Consider the following 20,044-nt stretch of genomic DNA (forward strand, 5'->3'; position numbering starts at 1 on the left):
ACATTAGGGAATATAAGGTAATTATTCATCACGGGTGGTGAACAGATGACACACCACCGGGATTGGTCGGAAGTGCCGGTTTTTCGCCCCGATAATTGGTGGAGTAACCCAGAACACACCGCGAACGTTTCACTCGATCCGAGTAGAGTGGTGAAACGTCCAGCCCGAAATTACTCTCGGAGGGGGACGAACGAGCCGTTGATGTCCCACTCGTGGATACAGTAGACGTTGCCGGGGTCGTCCGCGATCCGCCACCCCTCCACCTCGTCGTCCCATCGCTCCTCGCGCCCGCAGAGTTCGCACGCGCGCTCCTTCGGCGGTGTGATGGTCACGCCCATGATCGAGCGAAAGGCGTCAGCGAGCAAAAACGTACCGACGGTCGGCGACCACGGAACTGGATCGCGACGCGATCCGACGGCTCGTCAGAACGACGGTCACGCCCGCGCTCACGTCCCTCCCTCGCGGCGCCGGGCGAGCAGCGACGCCCCGGCCACCGCCGCGAGCGACGCGACGGGCCCGAACCCGGGGAGGTCGTACGCGGTCGATCGGATCGGCGCGTCGTCGTAGCCCAAGTCGCTCGCGTCGGCCTCGTCCGAAGGGGGTTCGCCCGACACGGACGATTCCGAGAACTCGCCCGAGCCACCGGGGGCGGCCGACGCCGCGCCGCCGCCATCACCGTTTTCGGTGCCGCTCGACGGTCCGTTCTCGCCGTCGCTCGGCCGTCCGTTCTCGGAGCGGGAGTTCGCCGCCGCGGAACCGTCTGGACCGGGTTCGAGCCTGCTAGGTCCGGAGAGCTCTGCCGGCCCCGCGGCCGGCGGGATCTCGGACGTTCCGGGGGCGATCGGGACATCGACGCCCGGCGGCCCCGTCGCCCGGCCGAGGTCCGAGCCGGTCGATCCGTCGGGTCCGCCGCGACCACCGGCGTCGGTGGCGGTAGCCCCGTCGGAGCCGGTGGCGCCGCCGGCCCCGCTCGGACTGCCAGCCGAACTAGTTCCCGAAGACTCGCCGGTAATCGAACCGCCGACGCCCGAAGCGCCACCGCTCGAACCCCCACCGTCCGAGCTTCCACCGGCCGAGCCGCTACCCGTGTCCGAGCCGGTCGCCGCACCGGACTGACCCGACGGCGCCGTCGCGACCGACGCGGTCGTCTCGGTGGAGTCGGCGGTCGAGTCGACGCCGGCGTCCCCCTCGCTCGGATCTGCGGCGTAGGTCAACCCGGTCGTCACGCGGTGCCCGTCGTCCGCCGCGGTCCGGCGGAGTCGATCGTCGTCCACCCGAAAGGCGGCCTCGAACGTCTCCCCGGGGTCGGGGGTCGTTCCGGTTCCGAACGCGCTGTCGCCGGCGACGACGAGGTACAGGCCGTTCCGGTCGAGGTGGACTGCGGACTCGTTCGGCGTACGACCGAGCGCGTTCCCGTCGGACCCGTTACCTGCGTCCGTGGCCGTCGGTTGGACCCCAAACTCGAGGCCGTCGAGGCAGTCGAGATCCGCGCCACGCTCCAGTGATCCGTTCGCGGTCGCCGCGAGGCCTGTTAGGCCCGTCGCGTTCACCGCGTACACGACCGTGTCGTTCGCGGTCGCGGCCGTCGCCTCGGTGAGCGTTCCGTCGGCGATCGCCTCCCGGACCGCGGTCGCGTTCTCGAAGTCGCCGCGGTCGACCGCCCGCGTCGTGTACGCCGTCAGGTTGTTCGTCGATCGGGGTTTCACGGTGACCGTGACAGTGTCGTTGGCGACCTCGGTGCCGTGTTCCGACCGGAGTGTGAGGTCGTACGTCCCGGGAGTGAGCAACCCGGTGTCCCCGCTGACCGACTCGACGCTGATACCGGTGCCTGTCGTGACGAAGTTCGACGGGGATTCCGGCGACGCGTATGTATTAATCGTGACGGGTGTCGGGCCGGTCTCGTTGGTTGTCAGGTTGAGTGTTGTGGCGGTACTGTTTGATGATACCAGAGACACTGAGGAGTGCTCATAGGTCGAATTGAGTCTTAAATCGAGACGACTTCCACTGATGATTTCATCAGATACACCATTATTAATTGTTGTATTTCTATCATCAACTATTTCTACAGTATTGGCAGCAGTAGTATTAGTGCTCAGACCCTTTATTCTCACTGAGTATGTTCCAACTTGAGAGACAGAAACATGAGTTCTTATAGTAGAATTATTGTCTGACAATAATTCATTTTGATGTACATTTTCGCTGTTCGGTCCTGTGACACTAATGGCAACAGTACGACTGGTTCCGTTTGTATCGATATCTATCGGTATCTGAGATCCGTTTACTGTATCAGTTGTTTCAAGATGGATTGAAGAATCGAGTAACCGGATGGTTGTATTTTTCATTCCGGAATTAGAATACAGTGAGTAATAGCCTGTACTGAGATTATCTGTGCTTATTTTATGAATATGACTTGTCCTGTTGAATTCAATTTTTCTAACAAAGCTACTATTTGATTTTGCCAGATTATAATCGTGTTGAGCATTCAGTCGAACAGCGATATTTGAACCTTGATTGGTTGTATACTGGCCTTCGCTGGATATCATTTTATCTACACGCACAGGCGATCCGAACTGACTATTGAATGGTACCCTACTGGAAGTAGATACCACGTCACTAACTTTGAGTCTATCAATACGTGGCTGGATTTCTTGATTGGATAGGTTGGCCGCACGGAATGGATAAACATACAAAAATTCGCCATCTACATCATATGCTCCCGATTGGTTCTCAAGTGATATACCCGTTTTATTATTATCAGAGAAGTTAGCAGAAATGTATCCCTGAGTATCGGAGATATTCGTATTGAATTCAAATAGGAGTGTTCTGTTGGGTTCAGGATCAGAAGTTAGTTTGCTGTAATAAAATGGGCCACTCACGAGTTGAATAGGCACAGCGACATCAACAGTCGTTGAGTCCAGTGCGTATATCGCATCGGAACCGTGAACTGTCTGTGGAGAGTGAATCCCGATTACCAGTTCCGTTTTACCTTCAATATCCGTGCCTTTGAGAGAGATGTTATCGCTTGATGTCTCAACAGTTTTGATCTTTCTGCCAATCTTCCCATTCTGTTTCTTCTGCCAAAGTGTGACAGAAGTATTGAGACTCAAATTGTCATTGATAGAGTAGTCGTAAGAAACTGACCGTGTGGATTTGTTATATGTATTGGACTCAAAGTTGATTGAACCAGGAGAGTGTATACTGAACTCAACAGGAGCTTCTGTTTCTTTCTGTTTAGCCGTATACGAGACGACATTATTTATTTTCGCCCCCTCCTTATCATATTGAGTTACGTTGGTTGTATCGATATTATCGATATATACGTCAAATCGTCCGGGACTGGGGATTGCTGAAGCAGATACAATGATTGTCGCATTTGAGCTGTTAGGATTTTGTACATACACATCCGATCTACGTATGTTCCCATCAACATTTATCCAATACGATGTCCCGTTACGATCCAATTGTGCTCCAGACTCAACAAGACCTCCAATGTGAATTTTAACCGGCCGATTGGAATCAAGAACTTCAATATTACTAATTACCTGCTGTTGTTCGGTTCCAATATCAAGATCGCTTGCTCCATCTACGTCCCATAATTCACCGGAAGCAGTGAGTGTTCCTGAGACGATTAAAATCATAACAGAACCGATCACGAAGCAAACGACAATACCGGCCCACAGCCATCGAAGCGATCGCGTCCGGATCATAGCCAACGAACCACGGATGCCAGAGCGATCGCCCCCGGGGCAGCGCGGCGTCAGTGGTCGGCCCGCCTCCGCGAAGCGCCTCTTGTCGCACCGCGGGATCTCTCACTCGGACCGATCGCTTATAAGTGACTTACGAAGGTGAAAGCTTCCGCTCAGAGAAATAACCGCAATACGGCGGCGTCACGAGAGGATTACCTTCGTGGAAATTCACGGGCGATAGGTCCGGGACCGGACAGAACGGAAAACGAGGACTGGACGGTCGCCGAAGCGGGTCAGTGCTCGACCGCTTCCATCATCGCGAGCAGCTGTTCGGACTGCTCGACCTCGACCGGGTGGAGCCCCACCAGCGCGATCACGTCCTCGCTGTCCGCGTCGGCCGCCTGGTGCTGGATCGTCGTGAGGTAGAGGAGGACGGGGATGTCCTCGACCGACCCGCTCTGCCCGTTCGAGCCCTCGACGTCCGCGCTGACGGTCGTTTCGAAGACGGAGATGGTCGCCTCCTGACCGAGGATCGTCCGCGTCTCCTCGCCGCGCGCCTCGATGTCGTCCGTCTGGATGTCGGCGTTGCCGCCGCCGATGTCCTGCTGGTTGACCTGGTTGAGGAGCCGGCGGATGAGCTCGGCCCCCTCCACCCGGACGAGCGGATTGACCGACTGGCCGGCGACCGACGCGTTCGGGGTGCTCGCCACGAACAGCGCCGACTGGGTCGTCGGGTTGACGTACCGGGCGACCCACGTCGTCGCCGTCACCCGCGCGTTCACGCCGGTGGCGTTGAACTCGCGGTCGATGCTGAACGACTCCGGCTCCTGACCGTCGTATCCGGAGTCGCTGTACGCGCTCTCCGGGACGCGCGCCGGTTCCGCGTCGAACTCGTAGCTGCCGTCCTCGCCGGCGCATCCCGCGACCGCGACCGACGCCGAGGCGGCCATCGCCGCGAGCAGTCCACGTCGTTTCATATGAACGCGTAGGTCCACACAGTTCTTTAAGACTATCGCCGAGGGTATCGGTCGCGAGAACGCCGGGGCCGAAGGCACAAAGTTCACGTCGGGGCGTGCGCGACGTGAGGCAAATGGAACGCCGAGGACAAACCGGGCTGGTGGAAGCGCTCTTCTTAGACGTTGTTCGCCTCCACGAGACGTGGATGGAGGTGGTCTTCCCCCGACAGCTCGACCCGAGCGCCGTCCTGGGGAAGTGGAAGCCCGAGACGACGGTTCAGTCGGTCGGCTACTACCTCTGGGCGGTGCTCGGCGCGCCGCTCGTCGCGGTCGCGTACCCGCTGTTGCTCGTCGGGTTCGCCACGCGCTACTACGCGGCGAAGCTCGACTCGGCGGTCACCCGCATCGGCGTCGCAGGCGCGGTGCTCGTCGCGGCCGTCGTCTGGGGGACGCTGACGGTCATCACCCACCTCCAACTCCCGTTCGACGCGGTGATCGCGGTCGGCGCCGCGAGCGCGGTGGCGGTCGTCTCGGCCGCGCTCGCCGCCGGCTTCTCGAAGCTGGGCGGGCGGTTCGTCAGCGTCCTGCTCGCGTACCCGTTCGCCATGACGGCGCTGTTCCTGCCGCCGGTCGTCGCCGCGCTCGTCACGCCGACGCTGGAGGAGCTGATCTTGCCGCCGAGCTACGACCTCGCGCGGTGGATCCTCGACACGTTCCTCTCGGTGGGCGGCATAAACGAGATGCTCCGGGGCGCGTTCGACCTGGAGACGTTCGGCGAGCAGTGGGGGCTCCCCGGGCTGGGCTACGTGCTGATGTGGATCGGCATCTCGGTGCCGCTCGGGTGGTTCCTCGGCCTCCTCGTCGCGCTGGCGAACCTGATCCGGCCGGCCGACGACGCCTGATCGGTTCGGCGGTCGCCTGAATCGGATCAATTGTCATTCGCCTGAATCGGATCGGTCGACGGTCGTCTGAATCGGATCGGTCGACTTTCGCTCACTCCTCGGGATCGTACCCCTCGCTGGCCGCCTCGAACGCCGACGCCGAGCGCTCGGTCTCCCGCCGTCGCTCGCGCTCGGCGATCGCCTCGGGGTCTGGGCTCGCGTCGTCGTCGATCCGAGCGATCGAGTTGTGGACCTTGGCGTGGCACCAGCGACACAGGCCGACCGTGATCTCGTGGGAGCCGTCGCCGCCGTACGAGAGGTGGTGTTCCTCGACGAGCGGCCGGGAGTCGTCGTGGGCCAGGCGCACGTCCGCCAGCCCGCACCGGGCGCAGGTCTTCGCGTCGGTCGTCGACCGGTAGTGCGGGCACGCGCGCCACTCGCCGTCGGCGCCGACGTGGCAGTCGTAGCCGTCGGCGCGGCGGGCGGCCGCGAACTCGGGGTCGTCTCCGGACCGCGTCAACGCGAAGCGACACCGACCGTCGTCGGTGAGGTGGTCGCAGACGCCGGCGACCGCGTAGGGGTCGTCGACGCCGACGGGGGTCCCGTCGGGGGTGCGCTCCATACCGGCCGGTGGGGGCGGACTCACTTCAATTCGGTCGCCGGAGGGCGGGAGCGGAACGGCGAGAGAGACGCGGGACTCGGGAGGCCGACGGCTCAGACGAGGCTGGCGCCGTCGAAGTCGGTACGGCCGTACTCGATGTCGAGGAGCCGGAGGAGGGTCGGCGCGACGTCGAGGAGGTCCGCGTCCTCGACCGTCGCGTCCGGGTGGTCGACGAACAGCGCGGCGTCGTCGAAGGCGTGCATCCCGGTCCGGGGGCCGTCGGGGTCGAACACCCCGTCGTGTGGGCGGAACCCCGACTTGAGGTCGAACCCGTCGTTCGGGAGGACGACGAGGTCGGGCGCGATGGCGGCGTGATCGCCGCGGAACACCGTCTCGCGGTCGACGACGCGGTCGGCGACGGGGTCGCCGTCGGGGCCGGTCCACGACTCCAGCGCCTCGCGCAGCTCGGCGCGCGTCTCCTCGTACTCGGACTCGGGGACGACGCCGTTCGGCTCGCGGCCCTCCACGTTGAGGTAGAAGCGGCCGGGGACGAGCGAGTACGCGCGGGTGTCGTCGGTGACGTCGGCGAGCGCCTCGTGGTCGTCGCCGTCGTAGGAGAGCCACCCCTCGCGTTCGAGCCACTCGTTACAGTACACGTCGTAGCGGAGGCGGCGGAACCCGTGCGTGGAGCCGACGACGAGGGTGACGTCGTCCGGGAGCGCCTCGCGGATCGACCCGACGTGCTCGTCGAGCGCGGCGTGGAAGGCCAGCAGGTCCTCGCGGTACGTCCCGCCGTCCTCGTAGTCGCCCCAGAGGAAGTGGTTGACGCGGTCGGGGGCGGTGAAGACGCCGACGAAGAGGTCCCAGTCGTCCCGCTCGACGTAGCGCTCGAAGGCCGCGGCGCGCGCGTCGAGGGTCTCCCGGGCGTGCTCTATGAACGCCGTCTTGTCCGGCTTGTGGCCGAGCTTCGCGTTGACCGACAGCCGATAGTCGCTGCCGGTCAGGTACTCGCGGAGCTCCTCGGGGGTGGCCGCCGCGTCGAGGTCGGGCGAGAGGTAGCCGGAGACCATCCGCTGGACGGTCCGCTGCGGCGGGAACGTGACGGGGACGTTCATCACGGTCGCGTCGAGCCCCGCCTCGGTCGCGCGGTCCCACACCCGGGGCGCCTGGACGTCGCGCCCCATCGGCACGTAGGTGTCGTAGGACCCGACCTCGCGGTCCTGGAATCCGTACACGCCCGTCTCGCCGGGGTTTTTGCCCGTCGTCAGGCTCGGCCAGCACGCGCTCGACTCCGCCGGCACGATGCTGTCGATCCGTCCCCCACCGCCCTCGTCCGCGATCGCCGACAGCGCCGGGAACGTCTCCGGGTTGTCGGCGACGAGCCGGTACGAGAGGCCGTCGATCCCGATGAACGCCACCCGCGGCGTGTCGTTCCCTCGCAGCCGGTCGAAGAGGCCCATACACACCCATCCGCGGTCGAGGGCAAAAGGATTGACATCGGACGCGCCGCGAAACGCCGGGTCGACGCACACGCGAGGTGAGGGTCGACGTACACGCGAGACGAGGGTCGGCGGCGCGCGAGGCCCGGCCCGGCGACCGGCTCGGGAGGCTTTTTGTCCGTGACTCGCGGATGGGCCGGCATGGAACACAGACGCGCGATGCTCGTCGACGCGTTCGCCGCGGAGCCGCTGGCCGGCAACGCCGCCGGCGTCGTCCCCGACGCCGAGGGGCTGAGCGACGACCAGCTGGCCGCGGTCGCCGCCGAGCTCGGCGCCTCCGAGACCGCGTTCCTGACCGACGGCGACGGCGCGGCCGACGACCGGCTCCGCTACTTCTCGCCGACCACGGAGGTCGACCTCTGCGGCCACGCCACGATAGCGACCTACGGCGCCCTGTTCGCCGAGGGGGCGATCGACGGCGGCGAGCGCACGCTCCGCACGAACGTCGGCGACCTCACCGTCTCCGTCGACGACGACGGCACCGTCTGGATGCGACAGCAGGCGCCGAGCGTCGAGGTCGTCGACGTCGACCTCGAACGGGTGGCGGCCGCGCTCGGCGTCGACCCCGCCGCGCTGCGCGACGTGGGCGCGGACCTCCCCGTCGCGGTCGCGTCGACCGGCCTGCCGTTCCTCGTCGTCCCGGTGAACTTCCTGGAGCGACTGGGCGAGGCGGACCCGGACGACGACGCGGTCGAGGCGCTCTCCGAGGAGTTCGATGTCGCGGGCGTGTACGCGTTCACCTTCGACGCGCTCGACGCCGACTCGACGCTCCACGGCCGGGCGTTCGTCCCGTCGCTGGGCATCGCGGAGGACCCGGTCACGGGCACCGCGAGCGGCGCGGTCGGGGGGTACCTCCGCCGCGTCGACGCCTTCGACGGGGACGAGCCCGACGAGCTCCGGTTCGAACAGGGGCACTTCCTCGACCGACCCGGACGGGTCCGCGTCCGCGTTGAGGCGGACGCCGTCCGCGTCGGCGGGCGGGCGACGGTCGCGCTCGACGGGGAGATCCGGATCCCCGACGACGAGGACGACGAGATAATCGAGGCGTGATGCGCCGGAACGCGGGCGTCGGAGACAGAACGTTTAGGATCGCTCGCCACGTACCATTCCCATGGAGTTCGACCTTCCACGCGCGGCAGCGATCCTCGTACTGATCGTCGCGGTCGGCGCCGGCGGCCTCATCGGCGCGGGGATGATGCCCCTCCAGACGACGCTGATGATGGTCGTCCCGTCGATGCTCGTCTTCGGGGCGCTCGCGTTCGCGATCGGCGTGAAACACGGCGAGTTCCGGGCCGGACACGCCTGACCGGGGCGGGCGGCGAGCGGCGATCGACCGGTGACGACGCCCCCGAGCGACCGGGGATCACGACCCTTTTGAAACGCCGTTGCGAACCGGGAGCCGTGCTGCCCGGGTCGCCACTCCTCGAACTGCTGTTGATCGTCGGCGGCGTCGCCCTCCTGTACGCCGGCGCCGAACTGCTCGTCACCGGCGCGCGGGACCTCGCGCTCGCCGTGGGGCTGAAGGCGTCGACCGTCGGCGTCACGGTCGTGGCGTTCGCGACGACCGCCCCGGAGCTGTTCGTCTCGCTGCTGGGCGCCGTCACGGTGTCGACCGACATCGGGCTCGGCGCCATCGTCGGCTCGAACATCGCGAACATCGGGCTCGTGCTGGGCGTCTCCGCGCTCATCCGCCCGCTCGACGTCTCCGACACCGTGTTCCGCCGGGACGTTCCGTTCATGGTGCTGGCCGCGTTGCTGCTCGTCGCGCTCGGCTGGGACGGGCGGATCGGCCTGTTCGACGGCTCGGTGCTCCTCGCGGCGCTCGCCGCGTTCACGGCCGCGGTCCTGCGGCGCGTTCAGGCGAACCAGTCGGCGATCTCCGACAGCGAGCGCGACGACATGCCGGACGCGGAGCTGCGCGACGCCGCGGCGGTCGTCGGGGGGATCACCGCGCTCGTCCTCGGCTCCCGGTGGCTGATCGACGGCAGCGAGTCGCTGCTGGCGGCCGCCGGCTTCTCCGACATCTTCATCGGGCTCACGGTGCTGGCGCTGGGCACGTCGCTGCCGGAGCTAGCCGCCAGCGTCGTGGCCGCGGTGCGCGGCCAGGCGGAGTTCAGCGTCGGCAACGTCGTCGGGTCGAACATCTACAACATCCTCGCGGTCATCGGGACCGTCGCGGTGGTGACGCCCATCGGCGTCGCCCCGGGCGTCCGCGGCTTCGAGTTCCCCGCGCTGCTCGCGTTCACGGCCGGAATCGTCGCGATTATGGCGTACAGCGAGCGGATCACCCGGCTCGACGGCGCCGTGCTCACCGTCGGGTACGGGGTCTTCGTGTACCTGTTGCTCCCGTAGCGCGGCGTGCCCGGTTGCGGTCGGGGCGGCCGCGACGGGACGGACTCAGGGACCGGAACCGACGGGTATTCGGTCGCGGGCGGCCGAGCCGGTGCCGTGATAGCGATCGTCGTCAGCCGGGCCGACAGCGCCTCGGCGCACATCGGGGAGCGGCTGCTGGAGGTCGGCGACTGGACGGCGCGCGAGGACGGCTCGCGCCCCGACGCCGACGGGGGCGGGACCTACTACCGGACGGAGGGGTTCGAGCTCCGCGAGTTCGACGACCTCCACATCCGGCTGTCCGACCCGACCGCGGCCTTCGACTGCGACCCCGCGTTCCTCGCGTTCGTCTCCAGGCACTCCGGCGAGACCGGGCGACTCCTCACCGCACACGTCACCGGGAACTTCGGCGGCGCCGAGTACGGCGGCGAGCCGGAGTCGCTGGCGCGGGCCGCGCCGGGCGCCGAGAAGCGCGTCGTGGAGGCGCTCGCGCGGCACGCGCCCGAGGGGTACGAGGTCGGCATCGAGTGCACCCACCACGGCCCGACCGACGTCGCCGTCCCGTCGCTGTTCGTCGAACTGGGGTCCGACGAGCCGGAGTGGGAGGACCCGGACGCCGCCCGGGCGGTCGCGCGGGCGGTCCTCGACCTGCGGGGGACCGGCGCGGACCTGACGGCGGACGACGCCGTCGCGGCGGCCGACGCGGGCGACGCCGGGAGCCGGCCCCGCCACGTCGTCGGCTTCGGCGGGGGCCACTACGCGCCGCGGTTCACTCGGATCGTTCGCGAGACCGAGTGGGCCGTGGGGCACGTCGGCGCCGACTGGGCGCTCGGGGAGCTCGGCGCGCCCGACGCCAACCGCCGGGTGATCGAGGCCGCGTTCGAGCGGAGCCGCGCCGAGCGGGCCGTGATCGACGGCGACCGCCCCGACCTCGCGGCGGTGATCGAGGATCTCGGGTACGAAGTGGTGAGCGAGACGTGGGTCCGCGAGGTCGGCGACGCGCCGCTCGCGCTCGTCGAACGGCTGGAGGCCGAGATCGGGTCCGTCGACGACGGCCTGCGGTTCGGCGCGGTCGCGGTCGACGACGCGCTCGGCCCCGACTCGGAAGCGGTCGACGGCGATAGCGACGCGGTCCGCGTCCGGGACCTCCCGGCGGACCTGCTCGCGCGGGCCCAGGGGCTCGACGCGGACGCAGCGCGCGCGGCGGTCGAGCGCGTCGCCGTCGCGTTCGACACGGAGCAGGGCGGCGCGCGGGCGGCCGGGCGCGTCGCGTTCTCGAGGGCCTCGGAGGCGCCGGGGTACGCAGACCTGATCGAGGGGCTGGTCGACGTGCTGGAGACCGGGTACGACGCGGTCGAGGTGTCGCCGGAGGGGACGGCGGTGGTCGCCCGGGAGACGGCGTTCGACCCGTCGCTGGCGGCCGAACGAGGCGTCCCGGAGGGGCCCGCGTTCGGTCGGTTGGCCGACGGGGAGCCGGTCGAGGTCGACGGCGAGACCGTGACGCCGGAGGCGGTGTCGCGCGCGCGTACCGACCGCTTCCCGATCGACGGCGCGGCCCTGAAATAATTTATAAGCGGTCCCGCGGGCGTCGTCGCCGCCGTCCGGGCCGTGCGCGCTCGGGTCGGCCGCGAACGACGGAGATTTCGGCGTCTGACCCGCGTCAGACGAACGGGCAAAAATAAATACGTCCGGGTCGCAACCTCACCACATAATGGACTCCATCGTTGAGGACGCCATCGACGAAGCCGAAGAGGCCCCCGCAGACGACGCCGGGGGAGCCGGCGAGAGCGCAGCCGGGGGAGCCGGCGAGAGCGCAGCCGGGGGGAGCGCCGGCGCGCCGCCGCAGACGGGGACGATGACCGACGACGAGCTACAGGACGTCCTCCAGGACCTCCAGACGAACATCACGGTCGTCGGCTGCGGGGGCGCCGGCGGCAACACGGTCAACCGCATGACCGAGGAGGGGATCCACGGCGCGAAGCTGGTCGCGGCCAACACCGACGTCCAGCACCTCGTCAACATCGAGGCCGACACGAAGATCCTGATGGGCCAGCAGAAGACGCAGGGCCGCGGCGCCGGCTCCCTCCCGCAGGTGGGCGAGGAGGCGGCCATCGAGTCCCAAGAGGAGATCCAGGACGCCATCGACGGCTCCGACATGGTGTTCGTCACCGCCGGGCTCGGCGGCGGCACCGGGACCGGCTCGGCGCCGGTCGTCGCGAAGGCGGCCCGCGAGTCCGGGGCGCTCACCATCGCCATCGTCACGACGCCGTTCACCGCCGAGGGCGAGGTCCGACGGACGAACGCCGAGGCCGGCCTCGAACGGCTCCGCGACGTGAGCGACACGGTCATCGTCGTCCCCAACGACCGCCTGCTCGACGCGGTCGGGAAGCTCCCCGTCCGCCAGGCGTTCAAGGTGTCCGACGAGGTGCTGATGCGCTCGGTGAAGGGGATCACGGAGCTCATCACGATGCCCGGGCTCGTCAACCTCGACTTCGCCGACGTCCGCACCGTGATGGAGAAGGGCGGCGTCGCGATGATCGGCCTCGGCGAGTCCGACTCCGACTCGAAGGCGCAGGACTCGGTGAAGTCCGCGCTGCGCTCGCCGCTGCTCGACGTGGACATCTCCGGCGCGAACTCCGCGCTCGTGAACGTCACCGGCGGCACCGACATGTCCATCGAGGAGGCCGAGGGCGTCGTCGAGGAGATCTACGACCGGATCGACCCCGACGCGCGGATCATCTGGGGGACCTCGGTCGACGACGAGCTGGAGGGCGAGATGCGGACGATGATCGTCGTCACCGGCGTCGAGTCGCCGCAGATCTACGGCAGCAACGGCGAGCCGCCGGAGGGCGGCGCGCCGAGCGACGTCGAGGACATCGACTACGTGGAGTGACACACGCCGAGCAGGGGTGTCGGTGGCCGCGCGCCGCGACGGCGCCGTCGCCGCTTCGGGGGCGCATCAAAAGGTAAAAACCGTCTCGTCTCGAATCATCGGGTAACATGGACGTTCCGTACGACCTCAACAGCTACATTCGGGTGCTGAAGCTGGCGAGCACGCCGAGCACCGACGAGTTCCTCCAGGTGTCGAAGATCGCCGGCGCCGGGATCCTGCTCATCGGGTTCATCGGCTTCCTGATGTTCGCGATCATGAGCCTCCTCCCGGGGGTCGGCGCGTAATGCCGATCTACTCGGTCAAGACGACGGCGAGCCAGGAGCGGACGGTCGCCGACATGATCGCCGAGAAGGAGGCGCCGGAGATCCAGGCCGTCATCGCCCCGGACCAGCTCACGAGCTACGTGATGGTCGAGGCGACCGACGGGACCGCCTTCGGGCGGATCCTCGACGAGATCCCGCACGCCCGCGGCGTCATTCAGGGCGGCGACGGCCCCGCCGAGAGCCCCTTCTCCGAGGTCGAGCACTTCCTCTCGCCGACCCCGGACGTGGAGGGGATCGGCGAGGGCGACATCGTCGAGCTGATCGCGGGCCCGTTCAAGGGTGAGAAGGCGCGCGTCCAGCGGATCGACGAGGGGAAAGACCAGGTGACAGTCGAGCTGTACGAGGCGACCGTGCCGATCCCGGTGACGGTCCGCGGCGACCAGATCCGCGTGCTCGACAGCGAGGAACGGTAACTCCCCCGGGCGAGCGCGGAAACGGAGCGACGCGAGGCGGATCGGTCCGCCGGTCTGACGGCGGTCCCGCACGCAACGACAAGGGCTTTATTCGACGACGACGGACCAGACGGATATGTTCGGCCACGGCGTGCCGGCGGTGTTGAGCGTGATCCCCGACACGTTCACGTTCGCGTGGATCGTCGCGATCCTCTTCGCGATCTCGTGGGCGCTCGACAGCCGCGGACTGGCCGCGGGGCGCGTCCTTGCGGCCGCGACGTGGGCGCTGTTCGGGCTCTTCTGGCTGTCGACGGTGCCGTACTTCGCGTTCGAACACCAGAGCTACGTCGAGTCGATCCTCGCTTTGGTCGGCTTCCCCGCCAGCGTGTACGCGGGGTACCTCCTCTACGACGGACGGGCCTCGCTTTTCACCCTCACCCGGGCCATCGCATTCATGTTGTTCATCTACCTCCCGTTCGAGACCATCCCGGCGTTCACCGTCGCCGGGGTCGCGGTCCCGGAGCCCCGCCGGGTCCTCATCGAGATCGTGGCGTCACAGACCGGCGCGCTCATCGACCTGCTCGGGTACGCGCCGGAGGCGGTGGCGAGCAACGAGGGGTACGACGCGGCGTACTCGTGGACGCTCGACGACGGCCACACGGTCGTCATCCACATCGTGCTGGCGTGTACGGGGCTCGGGAGCATGGCCATCTTCGGCGGGCTCGTGGCCGCCGTCGAGGCGCCGCTCACGAGGAAGCTCCGCGCGCTCGCGGTGTCGATCCCGCTCATCTACGGGCTGAACATCCTCCGGACGACGTTCATCTCGGTCGTGTCCGGCAACCAGTACATGCACTGGTACCCGGACCTCGTGATGACGATGTTCGGCGCGACCGACCCGTACCGCGTCTCCTTCCTCATCTCCGACCGGATCATGAGCCAGCTGTTGGCGGTCGTGGCGCTCATCGCGATCACCTTCCTCGCGGTGCGCGAACTGCCCGAGCTGGCGGTCATCTTAGAGGACGTGCTCTACCTCATCACCGGCGAGGAACACGACCTGACGGAGGCGCTCGACCTCCCGCGCGAGCCGACGAACCGGTAGCCGACGGCCTCTCGACGGTCTCGGCGGGGCGGTCACGTCCCGGAGAACTGCGGAGAATACATAGCGCTATATAGCAAGCTATAGACGTGGGCGGCGGGTACGGGCGAGCATGACTGCGACGACGCGCGGCGGATCCCCCGGTCCGCGTCGGAGGACACGGCCGCGACGGGGTGAGCGGCAGTGATCGGCGGCGTCGACCCGTTCGTCTACCTGGAGACGAACGTCGCGAAGCTGGTGTTAGCGACCGCGCTTGGCATGTTCCTCGGGTTAGAGCGGGAGTGGTCACAGAAGTCGGCGGGGATCCGGACGTTCGCGCTGATCAGCCTCGCGGCGGCGGTGTTCTCGCTCGTCGGCGAGCCGGGGCTCCTCGTCGTCGGCGGGGTGCTGGTGGTCGCCAGCGCGGTGCTGCTGGCGGTGCGAAGCTTCGTCGAGGCCGACGTGGACGGCCTCTCGCTGACCACGTCGGCCTCGATGCTCGTCGCGTACGGCGTCGGCGTCCTCGTCGCGGCGGGACTGTTCATCGAGTCGGTGACGGTGGCGGTGCTGTCGTCGCTGCTTCTGGTGTTGAAACGGGAGCTCCACGCGTTCGCGTGGGGGCTCTCCAGACAGGAGGTGCGCAGCGCCGTGGAGTTCACCATCCTCGCGTTCGTCGTCTTCCCGCTCCTCCCCGCTGAGACGGTCGACCCGTGGGGGGCGGTCCAGCCGCGGCTGGTCTGGTCGCTGGTGGTCGCGGTCAGCGCCATCGGGTTCGTCAACTACGTCCTCGTCAAGCGGTATCAGGGCCGCGGCTACGCGGTGACGGGCTTCTTCGGCGGGCTCGTCAACTCGACGGCGGTCGTCGCCGAGATGGCCAAGCGGGCGAAGGGGCGCGCGGACCTCGGCGACATCGCGGTGGGCTCGATCCTCCTCGCGAACGCGGCGATGGCGTTCCGGAACGCCGCGGTGGTGGCCGTCTTCGTCCCCGAGGCGGCGCTCGTCGTCGGCGTCCCGCTCGGCGCGATCACCGTCGCGGGGGTCGGCGTCGCCGTGTGGCGGAGCGACTGGCGGACGACGATGGAGGCCGAGTTGACCTCGCCGTTCAGCCTCGGGAACGCGCTCACGTTCGGCGCGCTCTTCCTGCTCGTGCTGCTCGCCTCCGCGGTCGCCGAGGAGTCGTTCGGCGCGAGCGGCTTCATCGTGACCTCTTTCCTCGCCGGCCTGGTGTCGTCGGGGACCTCGACGACCACGGCGGTCTCGCTGCTCGGGACCGGACAGATCGGGGTCGAGACGGCGGTCGCGGGCGTGATCGCCGGCACCGCCGCCAGCGTCCTGATCAAGACCGTCTTCGCGGCGAGCATCGCCCGGGAGCTGGTCCGGCCGGTGTTCCTCTGGAACCTCCTGCTGATCGCCGTGGGGGTGCTCGCCGGGGTCCCGCTATTGCTGTTCTGAAACGCGGCGGCGGACCCGCTCCGGCGCGGGGCGGCCCGCGCCTTACGAGAGGTGTTCGGCGATGTCCGTCGACGAGACCATGCCGACGTAGTCGTCGTCGACGACCGGGAGGTGTTTGACGCCGTACATCGTCATCATCGCGGCCACCTCCTGCATCATGAGGTCGGGCGTCACCGTCTCGACGTCCTCGGTCATCACGTCGCGGACCGTCGTCGCCTCGGGGTCGCGCCCGTCGGCGACCGCCCCGACGACGTCGCTCTGCGTGACGATACAGCCGCCGCCGGTGGTCACGACGAGCGCGCTGATGCCGCCGTCGCGCATCCGTCGGGCGGCGTCCCGAATCGGGGCGTCCGCTCCGATCGTCTCCAGGGGCGTCGACATCACGTCCGCGACGCGGGTTCTGTCGTCGAGATCCATGCCACGACGTGTGGTACCGCGTGTCATTACTCTTCCGGAACGCACAACGCGGGGCGGGCGCGACCCCGTTCGGGACGGCAGAAAGGCGGCGGGACGCGACGCTCCGAGGGGGCCGTCAGCGTGCCTTCGAGAGGTGCGCCGTGAGGTCCGTCGTCGACACCATCCCGATCGGTCTGCCGTCCGCGTCGGTCACGGGGAGGTGGGTGTAGCCGTGCGCGGTCGGCGCCGCCAGCTCCGCGACGGTGTCCTCGCGACCCACCGTGACGACGTCGGTCGTCATGAACGCCTCGACCGGCGTCCGGTCTTTCGGGTCGTTGTCGCGGACGAGCCCCACGAAGTCCGTCGCGGTGATCAGCCCGGCCAGCCGCCCGTCGGGCTCGACGACGAGGATCGAACTGACGCCGGTGTCGCGCATCCGCTTCGCCGCGTCGGCCGCCGGGGCGCCGCGTTCGATCGTGGTGAGGTCGGTCGACATGAGCCGATCGACGGGTACGTCGTTCATGCCTCGTGGTAACGCTGGGCACGGTAATCAATTATCCGGTCGGAGGGACCGGTCCGCGTCGGGCGACGCGGGCGCGGGCTAGGCGAGCGGCGAGAGAGGGAGACGCCTCGAACCGCCCGACTGCTCACTCCTCGACGAGGGCCTCGGGAGCGTCCGCGAGGCCGACCAGCGCGTCCGCCTCGACGTGGTGGAGGTCGCCCGGGATCACGAGCAGGTGGAGCGGGTCGCCGAACTCGCGGTCGGCGAGCGCGCTCAGGCGGTCGGCGGCGACGACCGCGTCGGGCGACCCCGCACGGGCGACGGCGACGGCGAGCTCGTCGGCCCACCCCTCGGCGAGCAGGTCGGCGGCCACGTCGGCCGTCATGTACTCCTCGTGGTCCGGGTCGGGGCCGCTCGGGCCGGTCCCGACCTTGATGTCAAGGTAGACGACGGTGTGGAGCCCGCGCTCGCGGTTCGCCTCGATGGTCTCGACCACGCTCGCGGGCACGTCGTCGCCGCCGTGCGCGTACGGGAACGGCAGCGTCGTCGCCTTCCCGAACCGGTAGTTCTGGAGCCCCGTCAGGCTCGACGCCGCGGACTGGGCGGTGACGCCGTGGATCACCCGCGTGTCGATGCCGCGCTCCTCGGCGCGGAGCCGGAGGTCGGTGTGGGTGGTCGAGATCATCGTGTCGCCGGCCGTGAGGAAGGCGGCGTCGCCGTCCGCGGCCGCCTCCAGGATGGGCTCCGGATCCCGCTCCACGCCGGCGCGGTCGCGGACCTCGACGTCGACGCCGTGGTACGCCTCCAGGTCGGCGACGTCGGCGCCGACCAGCCGGCTGGTGTAGAACTCCGCGAAGACCCGGTCGGCCGCCCGCAGCGCCTCGCGCCCCTCGACGGTGACGGAGCGCTCGTCGTAGAGGCCGAGCCCGATGAAGGTGAGCATGGGTGCGCTCGGCGCGCGGCGGCCTAAAAGGACGCGAAAGGGCCGGGAGCGACGAAACCGAGGGCAGGCGCTCGGATCGGTCCGGCGGACGGGCGGCGAGCGCCCGAGCGCCCCTAATAGACCTTCATGATAGTCCCTTGGGATTCCATAGCAAGCCCTAAGAGGGAACCAGCACAACGTCGGGCCACGAGGCCCACTCGGGCTCACATACCACTATGACTGACGACGAACTCATCTGGCGGATATCGGGGGGATCCGGTGACGGGATCGCTTCCACCAGCCAGAACTTCGCGAAGGCCTTGATGCGATCGGGGCTCAACGTCTTCACGCATCGGCACTACCCGTCGCGGATCCGCGGCGGCCACACCTACACCGAGGTCCGCGCGTCGGCGGACCCCGTCGAATCCCGGGGCGACGGCTACAACTTCCTGCTCGCGCTCGGCGACTCCTTCGCCCGTAACCCGCAGGAGGAGGCCGTCTACGGCAACGAGGAGATCAAGCCGCTCTCGGAGAACCTGGACGAGCTCCGCGAGGGCGGGGTCATCGTCTACGACGAAGGACTCCTCGACGCCTCCGAGATCCCGAACTTCGAGGAGCGCGCCGAGGAGAACGACTGGCACGTGTACCCGCTCGACCTCCGCGGCCTCGCCCGCGACATGGGTCGCGAGGTCATGCGCAACACCGCCGGCGTCGGCGCGACCTGCGCGTTGACCGGCATGGAACTCGACCACGTCGAGGACCTGATGCGCGACGCGATGCCGGAGAAGATCCTCGAACCGAACCTGGAGATCCTCGAGACCGCGTACGACCAGGTCCGCGAGGAGTACGACGTGGACGCCCCGGACGTGTCGGTTCCGACGGGCGAACACGACGAGACCCAGCTGCTCATGTCCGGGTCGGACGCCATCTCCTACGGCGCCATCGACGAGGGCTGCCGGTTCATCGCCGGCTACCCGATGACGCCGTGGACCGAGGTGTTCACCATCATGACGCAGAACCTGCCGAAGCTCGGCGGGATCTCCGAGCAGGTGGAAGACGAGATCGCCGCGGCCGCGCTCGCGGTCGGGGCCTCGCACGCCGGCGTCAAGGCGATGTCCGGCTCCTCCGGCGGCGGGTTCGCGCTGATGTCCGAGCCGCTCGGGCTCGCGGAGATGACGGAGACGCCCGTCGTCCTCGTCGAGGCCATGCGCGCCGGCCCCTCGACCGGGATGCCGACGAAGCCGGAGCAGTCCGACCTCGAACACGTCCTCTACACCTCGCAGGGCGACTCCCAGCGCGTCGTCCTGGCCCCGGGGACCGTCGAGGAGGCGTACGAGCAGTCGCGGATCGCCTTCCGGCTCGCCTACGAGTACCAGATCCCGACGATCCTGCTGTACGACCAGAAGCTCGGCGGCGAGCTGACGAACGTCCCCAAGAGCCACTTCGACCGCGACCCGAACCCGGACCTCGGGAAGACGCTCTCGGAGGACGCGCTCGCCGACGAGCCGCACTCCGGCGACGGGAAGTTCCACCGCTTCCAGCACGACGTGGACGACGGCGTCTCGCCGCGGTCGGTGCCCGGGCAGAAGGGCGGTCGCTTCCTCGCGACCGGCAACGAGCACGACCCGACCGGCCACATCAGCGAGTCCCCGGACAACCGGGTCGCGCAGATCGACCGGCGGACCCAGAAGCTGGAGGCGATCCGCGCCGACCTCGACGGGGAGGACACCGGATCGTACGCCGGCCCCGAGGACGCCGAGTACGGCATCCTCACGTTCGGCAGCCAGCAGGGGACCGTCGAGGAAGCCGTCGGTCGGCTCAACGAGGCCGGCCACTCCGTGAAGTCGTACGGCGTCTCCGACATGCTCCCGTTCCCGACCGAGCAGGTCGAGGCGTTCGTCGAGAGCGTCGACGAGGTCCTCGTCGTCGAGATGACGGCGTCCGGACAGTTCCGCGGGCTCGTCCAGAAGAACCTCGGCCGCTACGGCGAGAAGCTGTCGAGCCTGTTGAAGTACAACGGGAACCCGTTCGAGCCGGCGGAGGTCGTCGACGGGTTCGAGGCCGCGATCGTCGAGGGCGACGGCGACGCGTCCGGCCACCAGACCACGTTCGTCCCAGCCGCAGGTGACTAACCA

The 20,044-nt window shown here is 67.9% G+C and carries 19 protein-coding genes; 11 read left to right on the forward strand and 8 right to left on the reverse strand.

Annotation, left to right across the window (positions count from 1 at the left end; genetic code table 11):
* Nucleotides 1–170 precede the first annotated feature (170 nt).
* From HPS36_RS02175 to HPS36_RS02185, 3 genes are all read right to left on the reverse strand, one after another.
* Entirely contained in the window at nucleotides 171–338 is a 168-nt protein-coding gene (locus HPS36_RS02175; protein ID WP_167551913.1) for an HEWD family protein, read from the reverse strand.
* 108 nt (nucleotides 339–446) lie between these two features.
* Nucleotides 447–3,707, reverse strand: coding sequence for a PGF-CTERM sorting domain-containing protein (locus HPS36_RS17030; RefSeq protein WP_321169535.1), 3,261 nt, complete (start codon nucleotides 3,705–3,707; stop codon nucleotides 447–449).
* Between the two features lie 272 nt (nucleotides 3,708–3,979).
* On the reverse strand, nucleotides 3,980–4,663 hold the full coding sequence (locus HPS36_RS02185; protein WP_137717660.1) for a DUF6517 family protein: 684 nt from the start codon (nucleotides 4,661–4,663) through the stop codon (nucleotides 3,980–3,982).
* 140 nt (nucleotides 4,664–4,803) lie between these two features.
* Between HPS36_RS02185 and HPS36_RS02190 the strand changes: the two genes are divergently transcribed.
* Nucleotides 4,804–5,544, forward strand: coding sequence for a hypothetical protein (locus HPS36_RS02190; RefSeq protein WP_053771511.1), 741 nt, complete (start codon nucleotides 4,804–4,806; stop codon nucleotides 5,542–5,544).
* 91 nt (nucleotides 5,545–5,635) lie between these two features.
* Here HPS36_RS02190 and HPS36_RS02195 read toward each other — a convergent pair whose 3' ends face one another.
* Both HPS36_RS02195 and HPS36_RS02200 read right to left on the reverse strand, forming a co-directional pair.
* Nucleotides 5,636–6,145: a DUF7097 family protein gene (locus HPS36_RS02195; RefSeq protein WP_137717661.1), complete on the reverse strand. Its 510-nt coding sequence runs from the start codon at nucleotides 6,143–6,145 to the stop codon at nucleotides 5,636–5,638.
* Nucleotides 6,146–6,237: 92 nt separating this feature from the next.
* Nucleotides 6,238–7,584 (reverse strand): alkaline phosphatase family protein, encoded by a 1,347-nt coding sequence (locus HPS36_RS02200; RefSeq protein WP_173228347.1) that lies wholly within the window; start codon nucleotides 7,582–7,584, stop codon nucleotides 6,238–6,240.
* A 180-nt stretch (nucleotides 7,585–7,764) separates the two neighbouring features.
* On the opposite strand from HPS36_RS02200, the gene HPS36_RS02205 reads away from it, so the two are divergent.
* The 9 genes from HPS36_RS02205 (at nucleotide 7,765) to HPS36_RS02245 (ending at nucleotide 16,089) form a co-directional block, all read left to right on the forward strand.
* The gene (locus HPS36_RS02205) at nucleotides 7,765–8,673 is read left to right on the forward strand and encodes a PhzF family phenazine biosynthesis protein (RefSeq protein WP_173228348.1); all 909 of its coding nucleotides are present in this window, start codon (nucleotides 7,765–7,767) and stop codon (nucleotides 8,671–8,673) included.
* Nucleotides 8,674–8,734: 61 nt separating this feature from the next.
* Nucleotides 8,735–8,929 carry a DUF7333 family protein gene (locus tag HPS36_RS02210; RefSeq protein ID WP_121561922.1) on the forward strand — a complete coding sequence of 65 codons (195 nt, stop codon included), beginning with the start codon at nucleotides 8,735–8,737 and terminating at the stop codon, nucleotides 8,927–8,929.
* A gap of 95 nt (nucleotides 8,930–9,024) precedes the next feature.
* Nucleotides 9,025–9,975: a calcium/sodium antiporter gene (locus HPS36_RS02215; protein ID WP_173228349.1), complete on the forward strand. Its 951-nt coding sequence runs from the start codon at nucleotides 9,025–9,027 to the stop codon at nucleotides 9,973–9,975.
* 96 nt (nucleotides 9,976–10,071) lie between these two features.
* Nucleotides 10,072–11,520, forward strand: a complete 1,449-nt coding sequence (locus HPS36_RS02220) for a D-aminoacyl-tRNA deacylase (RefSeq protein ID WP_173228350.1) — start codon at nucleotides 10,072–10,074, stop codon at nucleotides 11,518–11,520.
* 145 nt (nucleotides 11,521–11,665) lie between these two features.
* Nucleotides 11,666–12,847, forward strand: coding sequence for a cell division protein FtsZ (ftsZ, locus tag HPS36_RS02225; RefSeq protein ID WP_173228351.1), 1,182 nt, complete (start codon nucleotides 11,666–11,668; stop codon nucleotides 12,845–12,847).
* A 107-nt stretch (nucleotides 12,848–12,954) separates the two neighbouring features.
* Nucleotides 12,955–13,131, forward strand: a complete 177-nt coding sequence (locus HPS36_RS02230) for a protein translocase SEC61 complex subunit gamma (RefSeq protein ID WP_006628863.1) — start codon at nucleotides 12,955–12,957, stop codon at nucleotides 13,129–13,131.
* Nucleotides 13,131–13,583 (forward strand): transcription elongation factor Spt5, encoded by a 453-nt coding sequence (locus HPS36_RS02235; RefSeq protein WP_004598345.1) that lies wholly within the window; start codon nucleotides 13,131–13,133, stop codon nucleotides 13,581–13,583. Before HPS36_RS02230 ends, HPS36_RS02235 begins: the two co-directional genes overlap by 1 nt.
* 115 nt (nucleotides 13,584–13,698) lie before the next feature.
* A complete protein-coding gene (gene artA / locus HPS36_RS02240) occupies nucleotides 13,699–14,661 on the forward strand; it encodes an archaeosortase A (protein ID WP_137717667.1) in 963 nt (320 codons plus the stop codon).
* Between the two features lie 180 nt (nucleotides 14,662–14,841).
* Complete coding sequence (locus HPS36_RS02245) at nucleotides 14,842–16,089, forward strand: MgtC/SapB family protein (RefSeq protein ID WP_173228352.1); 1,248 nt, start codon at nucleotides 14,842–14,844, stop codon at nucleotides 16,087–16,089.
* Between the two features lie 42 nt (nucleotides 16,090–16,131).
* Here the strand turns inward: HPS36_RS02245 and HPS36_RS02250 are convergent, their stop codons facing one another.
* The 3 genes from HPS36_RS02250 to dph5 all read right to left on the reverse strand — a co-directional run bounded on the left by HPS36_RS02250 (nucleotide 16,132) and on the right by dph5 (nucleotide 17,930).
* Entirely contained in the window at nucleotides 16,132–16,506 is a 375-nt protein-coding gene (locus HPS36_RS02250) for a CBS domain-containing protein (RefSeq protein ID WP_121561917.1), read from the reverse strand.
* A gap of 115 nt (nucleotides 16,507–16,621) precedes the next feature.
* Nucleotides 16,622–17,008 carry a CBS domain-containing protein gene (locus tag HPS36_RS02255; RefSeq protein WP_173228353.1) on the reverse strand — a complete coding sequence of 129 codons (387 nt, stop codon included), beginning with the start codon at nucleotides 17,006–17,008 and terminating at the stop codon, nucleotides 16,622–16,624.
* A gap of 124 nt (nucleotides 17,009–17,132) precedes the next feature.
* Entirely contained in the window at nucleotides 17,133–17,930 is a 798-nt protein-coding gene (dph5, locus tag HPS36_RS02260) for a diphthine synthase (protein ID WP_173228354.1), read from the reverse strand.
* Nucleotides 17,931–18,145: 215 nt separating this feature from the next.
* Here dph5 and HPS36_RS02265 point away from each other — a divergent pair, with 215 nt between their 5' ends.
* Nucleotides 18,146–20,041 (forward strand): 2-oxoacid:acceptor oxidoreductase subunit alpha, encoded by a 1,896-nt coding sequence (locus HPS36_RS02265; protein ID WP_053771524.1) that lies wholly within the window; start codon nucleotides 18,146–18,148, stop codon nucleotides 20,039–20,041.
* Nucleotides 20,042–20,044: the final 3 nt, after the last annotated feature.

This window comes from Halorubrum salinarum, assembly GCF_013267195.1.
GTDB lineage: Archaea > Halobacteriota > Halobacteria > Halobacteriales > Haloferacaceae > Halorubrum > Halorubrum salinarum.

Excerpts from the sequence above, each read along its gene's own strand:
- HPS36_RS02185 (WP_137717660.1), bottom strand. The coding sequence starts at position 4,663 with ATGAAACGACGTGGACTGCTCGCGGCGATGGCCGCCTCGGCGTCGGTC.
- dph5 (WP_173228354.1), bottom strand. The coding sequence starts at position 17,930 with ATGCTCACCTTCATCGGGCTCGGCCTCTACGACGAGCGCTCCGTCACC.
- HPS36_RS02175 (WP_167551913.1), bottom strand. The coding sequence starts at position 338 with ATGGGCGTGACCATCACACCGCCGAAGGAGCGCGCGTGCGAACTCTGC.
- HPS36_RS02250 (WP_121561917.1), bottom strand. The coding sequence starts at position 16,506 with ATGGATCTCGACGACAGAACCCGCGTCGCGGACGTGATGTCGACGCCC.
- HPS36_RS02265 (WP_053771524.1), top strand. The coding sequence starts at position 18,146 with ATGACTGACGACGAACTCATCTGGCGGATATCGGGGGGATCCGGTGAC.
- HPS36_RS17030 (WP_321169535.1), bottom strand. The coding sequence starts at position 3,707 with ATGATCCGGACGCGATCGCTTCGATGGCTGTGGGCCGGTATTGTCGTT.
- HPS36_RS02230 (WP_006628863.1), top strand. The coding sequence starts at position 12,955 with ATGGACGTTCCGTACGACCTCAACAGCTACATTCGGGTGCTGAAGCTG.
- HPS36_RS02205 (WP_173228348.1), top strand. The coding sequence starts at position 7,765 with ATGGAACACAGACGCGCGATGCTCGTCGACGCGTTCGCCGCGGAGCCG.
- HPS36_RS02255 (WP_173228353.1), bottom strand. The coding sequence starts at position 17,008 with ATGAACGACGTACCCGTCGATCGGCTCATGTCGACCGACCTCACCACG.
- HPS36_RS02235 (WP_004598345.1), top strand. The coding sequence starts at position 13,131 with ATGCCGATCTACTCGGTCAAGACGACGGCGAGCCAGGAGCGGACGGTC.
- ftsZ (WP_173228351.1), top strand. The coding sequence starts at position 11,666 with ATGGACTCCATCGTTGAGGACGCCATCGACGAAGCCGAAGAGGCCCCC.
- HPS36_RS02210 (WP_121561922.1), top strand. The coding sequence starts at position 8,735 with ATGGAGTTCGACCTTCCACGCGCGGCAGCGATCCTCGTACTGATCGTC.
- HPS36_RS02200 (WP_173228347.1), bottom strand. The coding sequence starts at position 7,584 with ATGGGCCTCTTCGACCGGCTGCGAGGGAACGACACGCCGCGGGTGGCG.
- HPS36_RS02195 (WP_137717661.1), bottom strand. The coding sequence starts at position 6,145 with ATGGAGCGCACCCCCGACGGGACCCCCGTCGGCGTCGACGACCCCTAC.
- artA (WP_137717667.1), top strand. The coding sequence starts at position 13,699 with ATGTTCGGCCACGGCGTGCCGGCGGTGTTGAGCGTGATCCCCGACACG.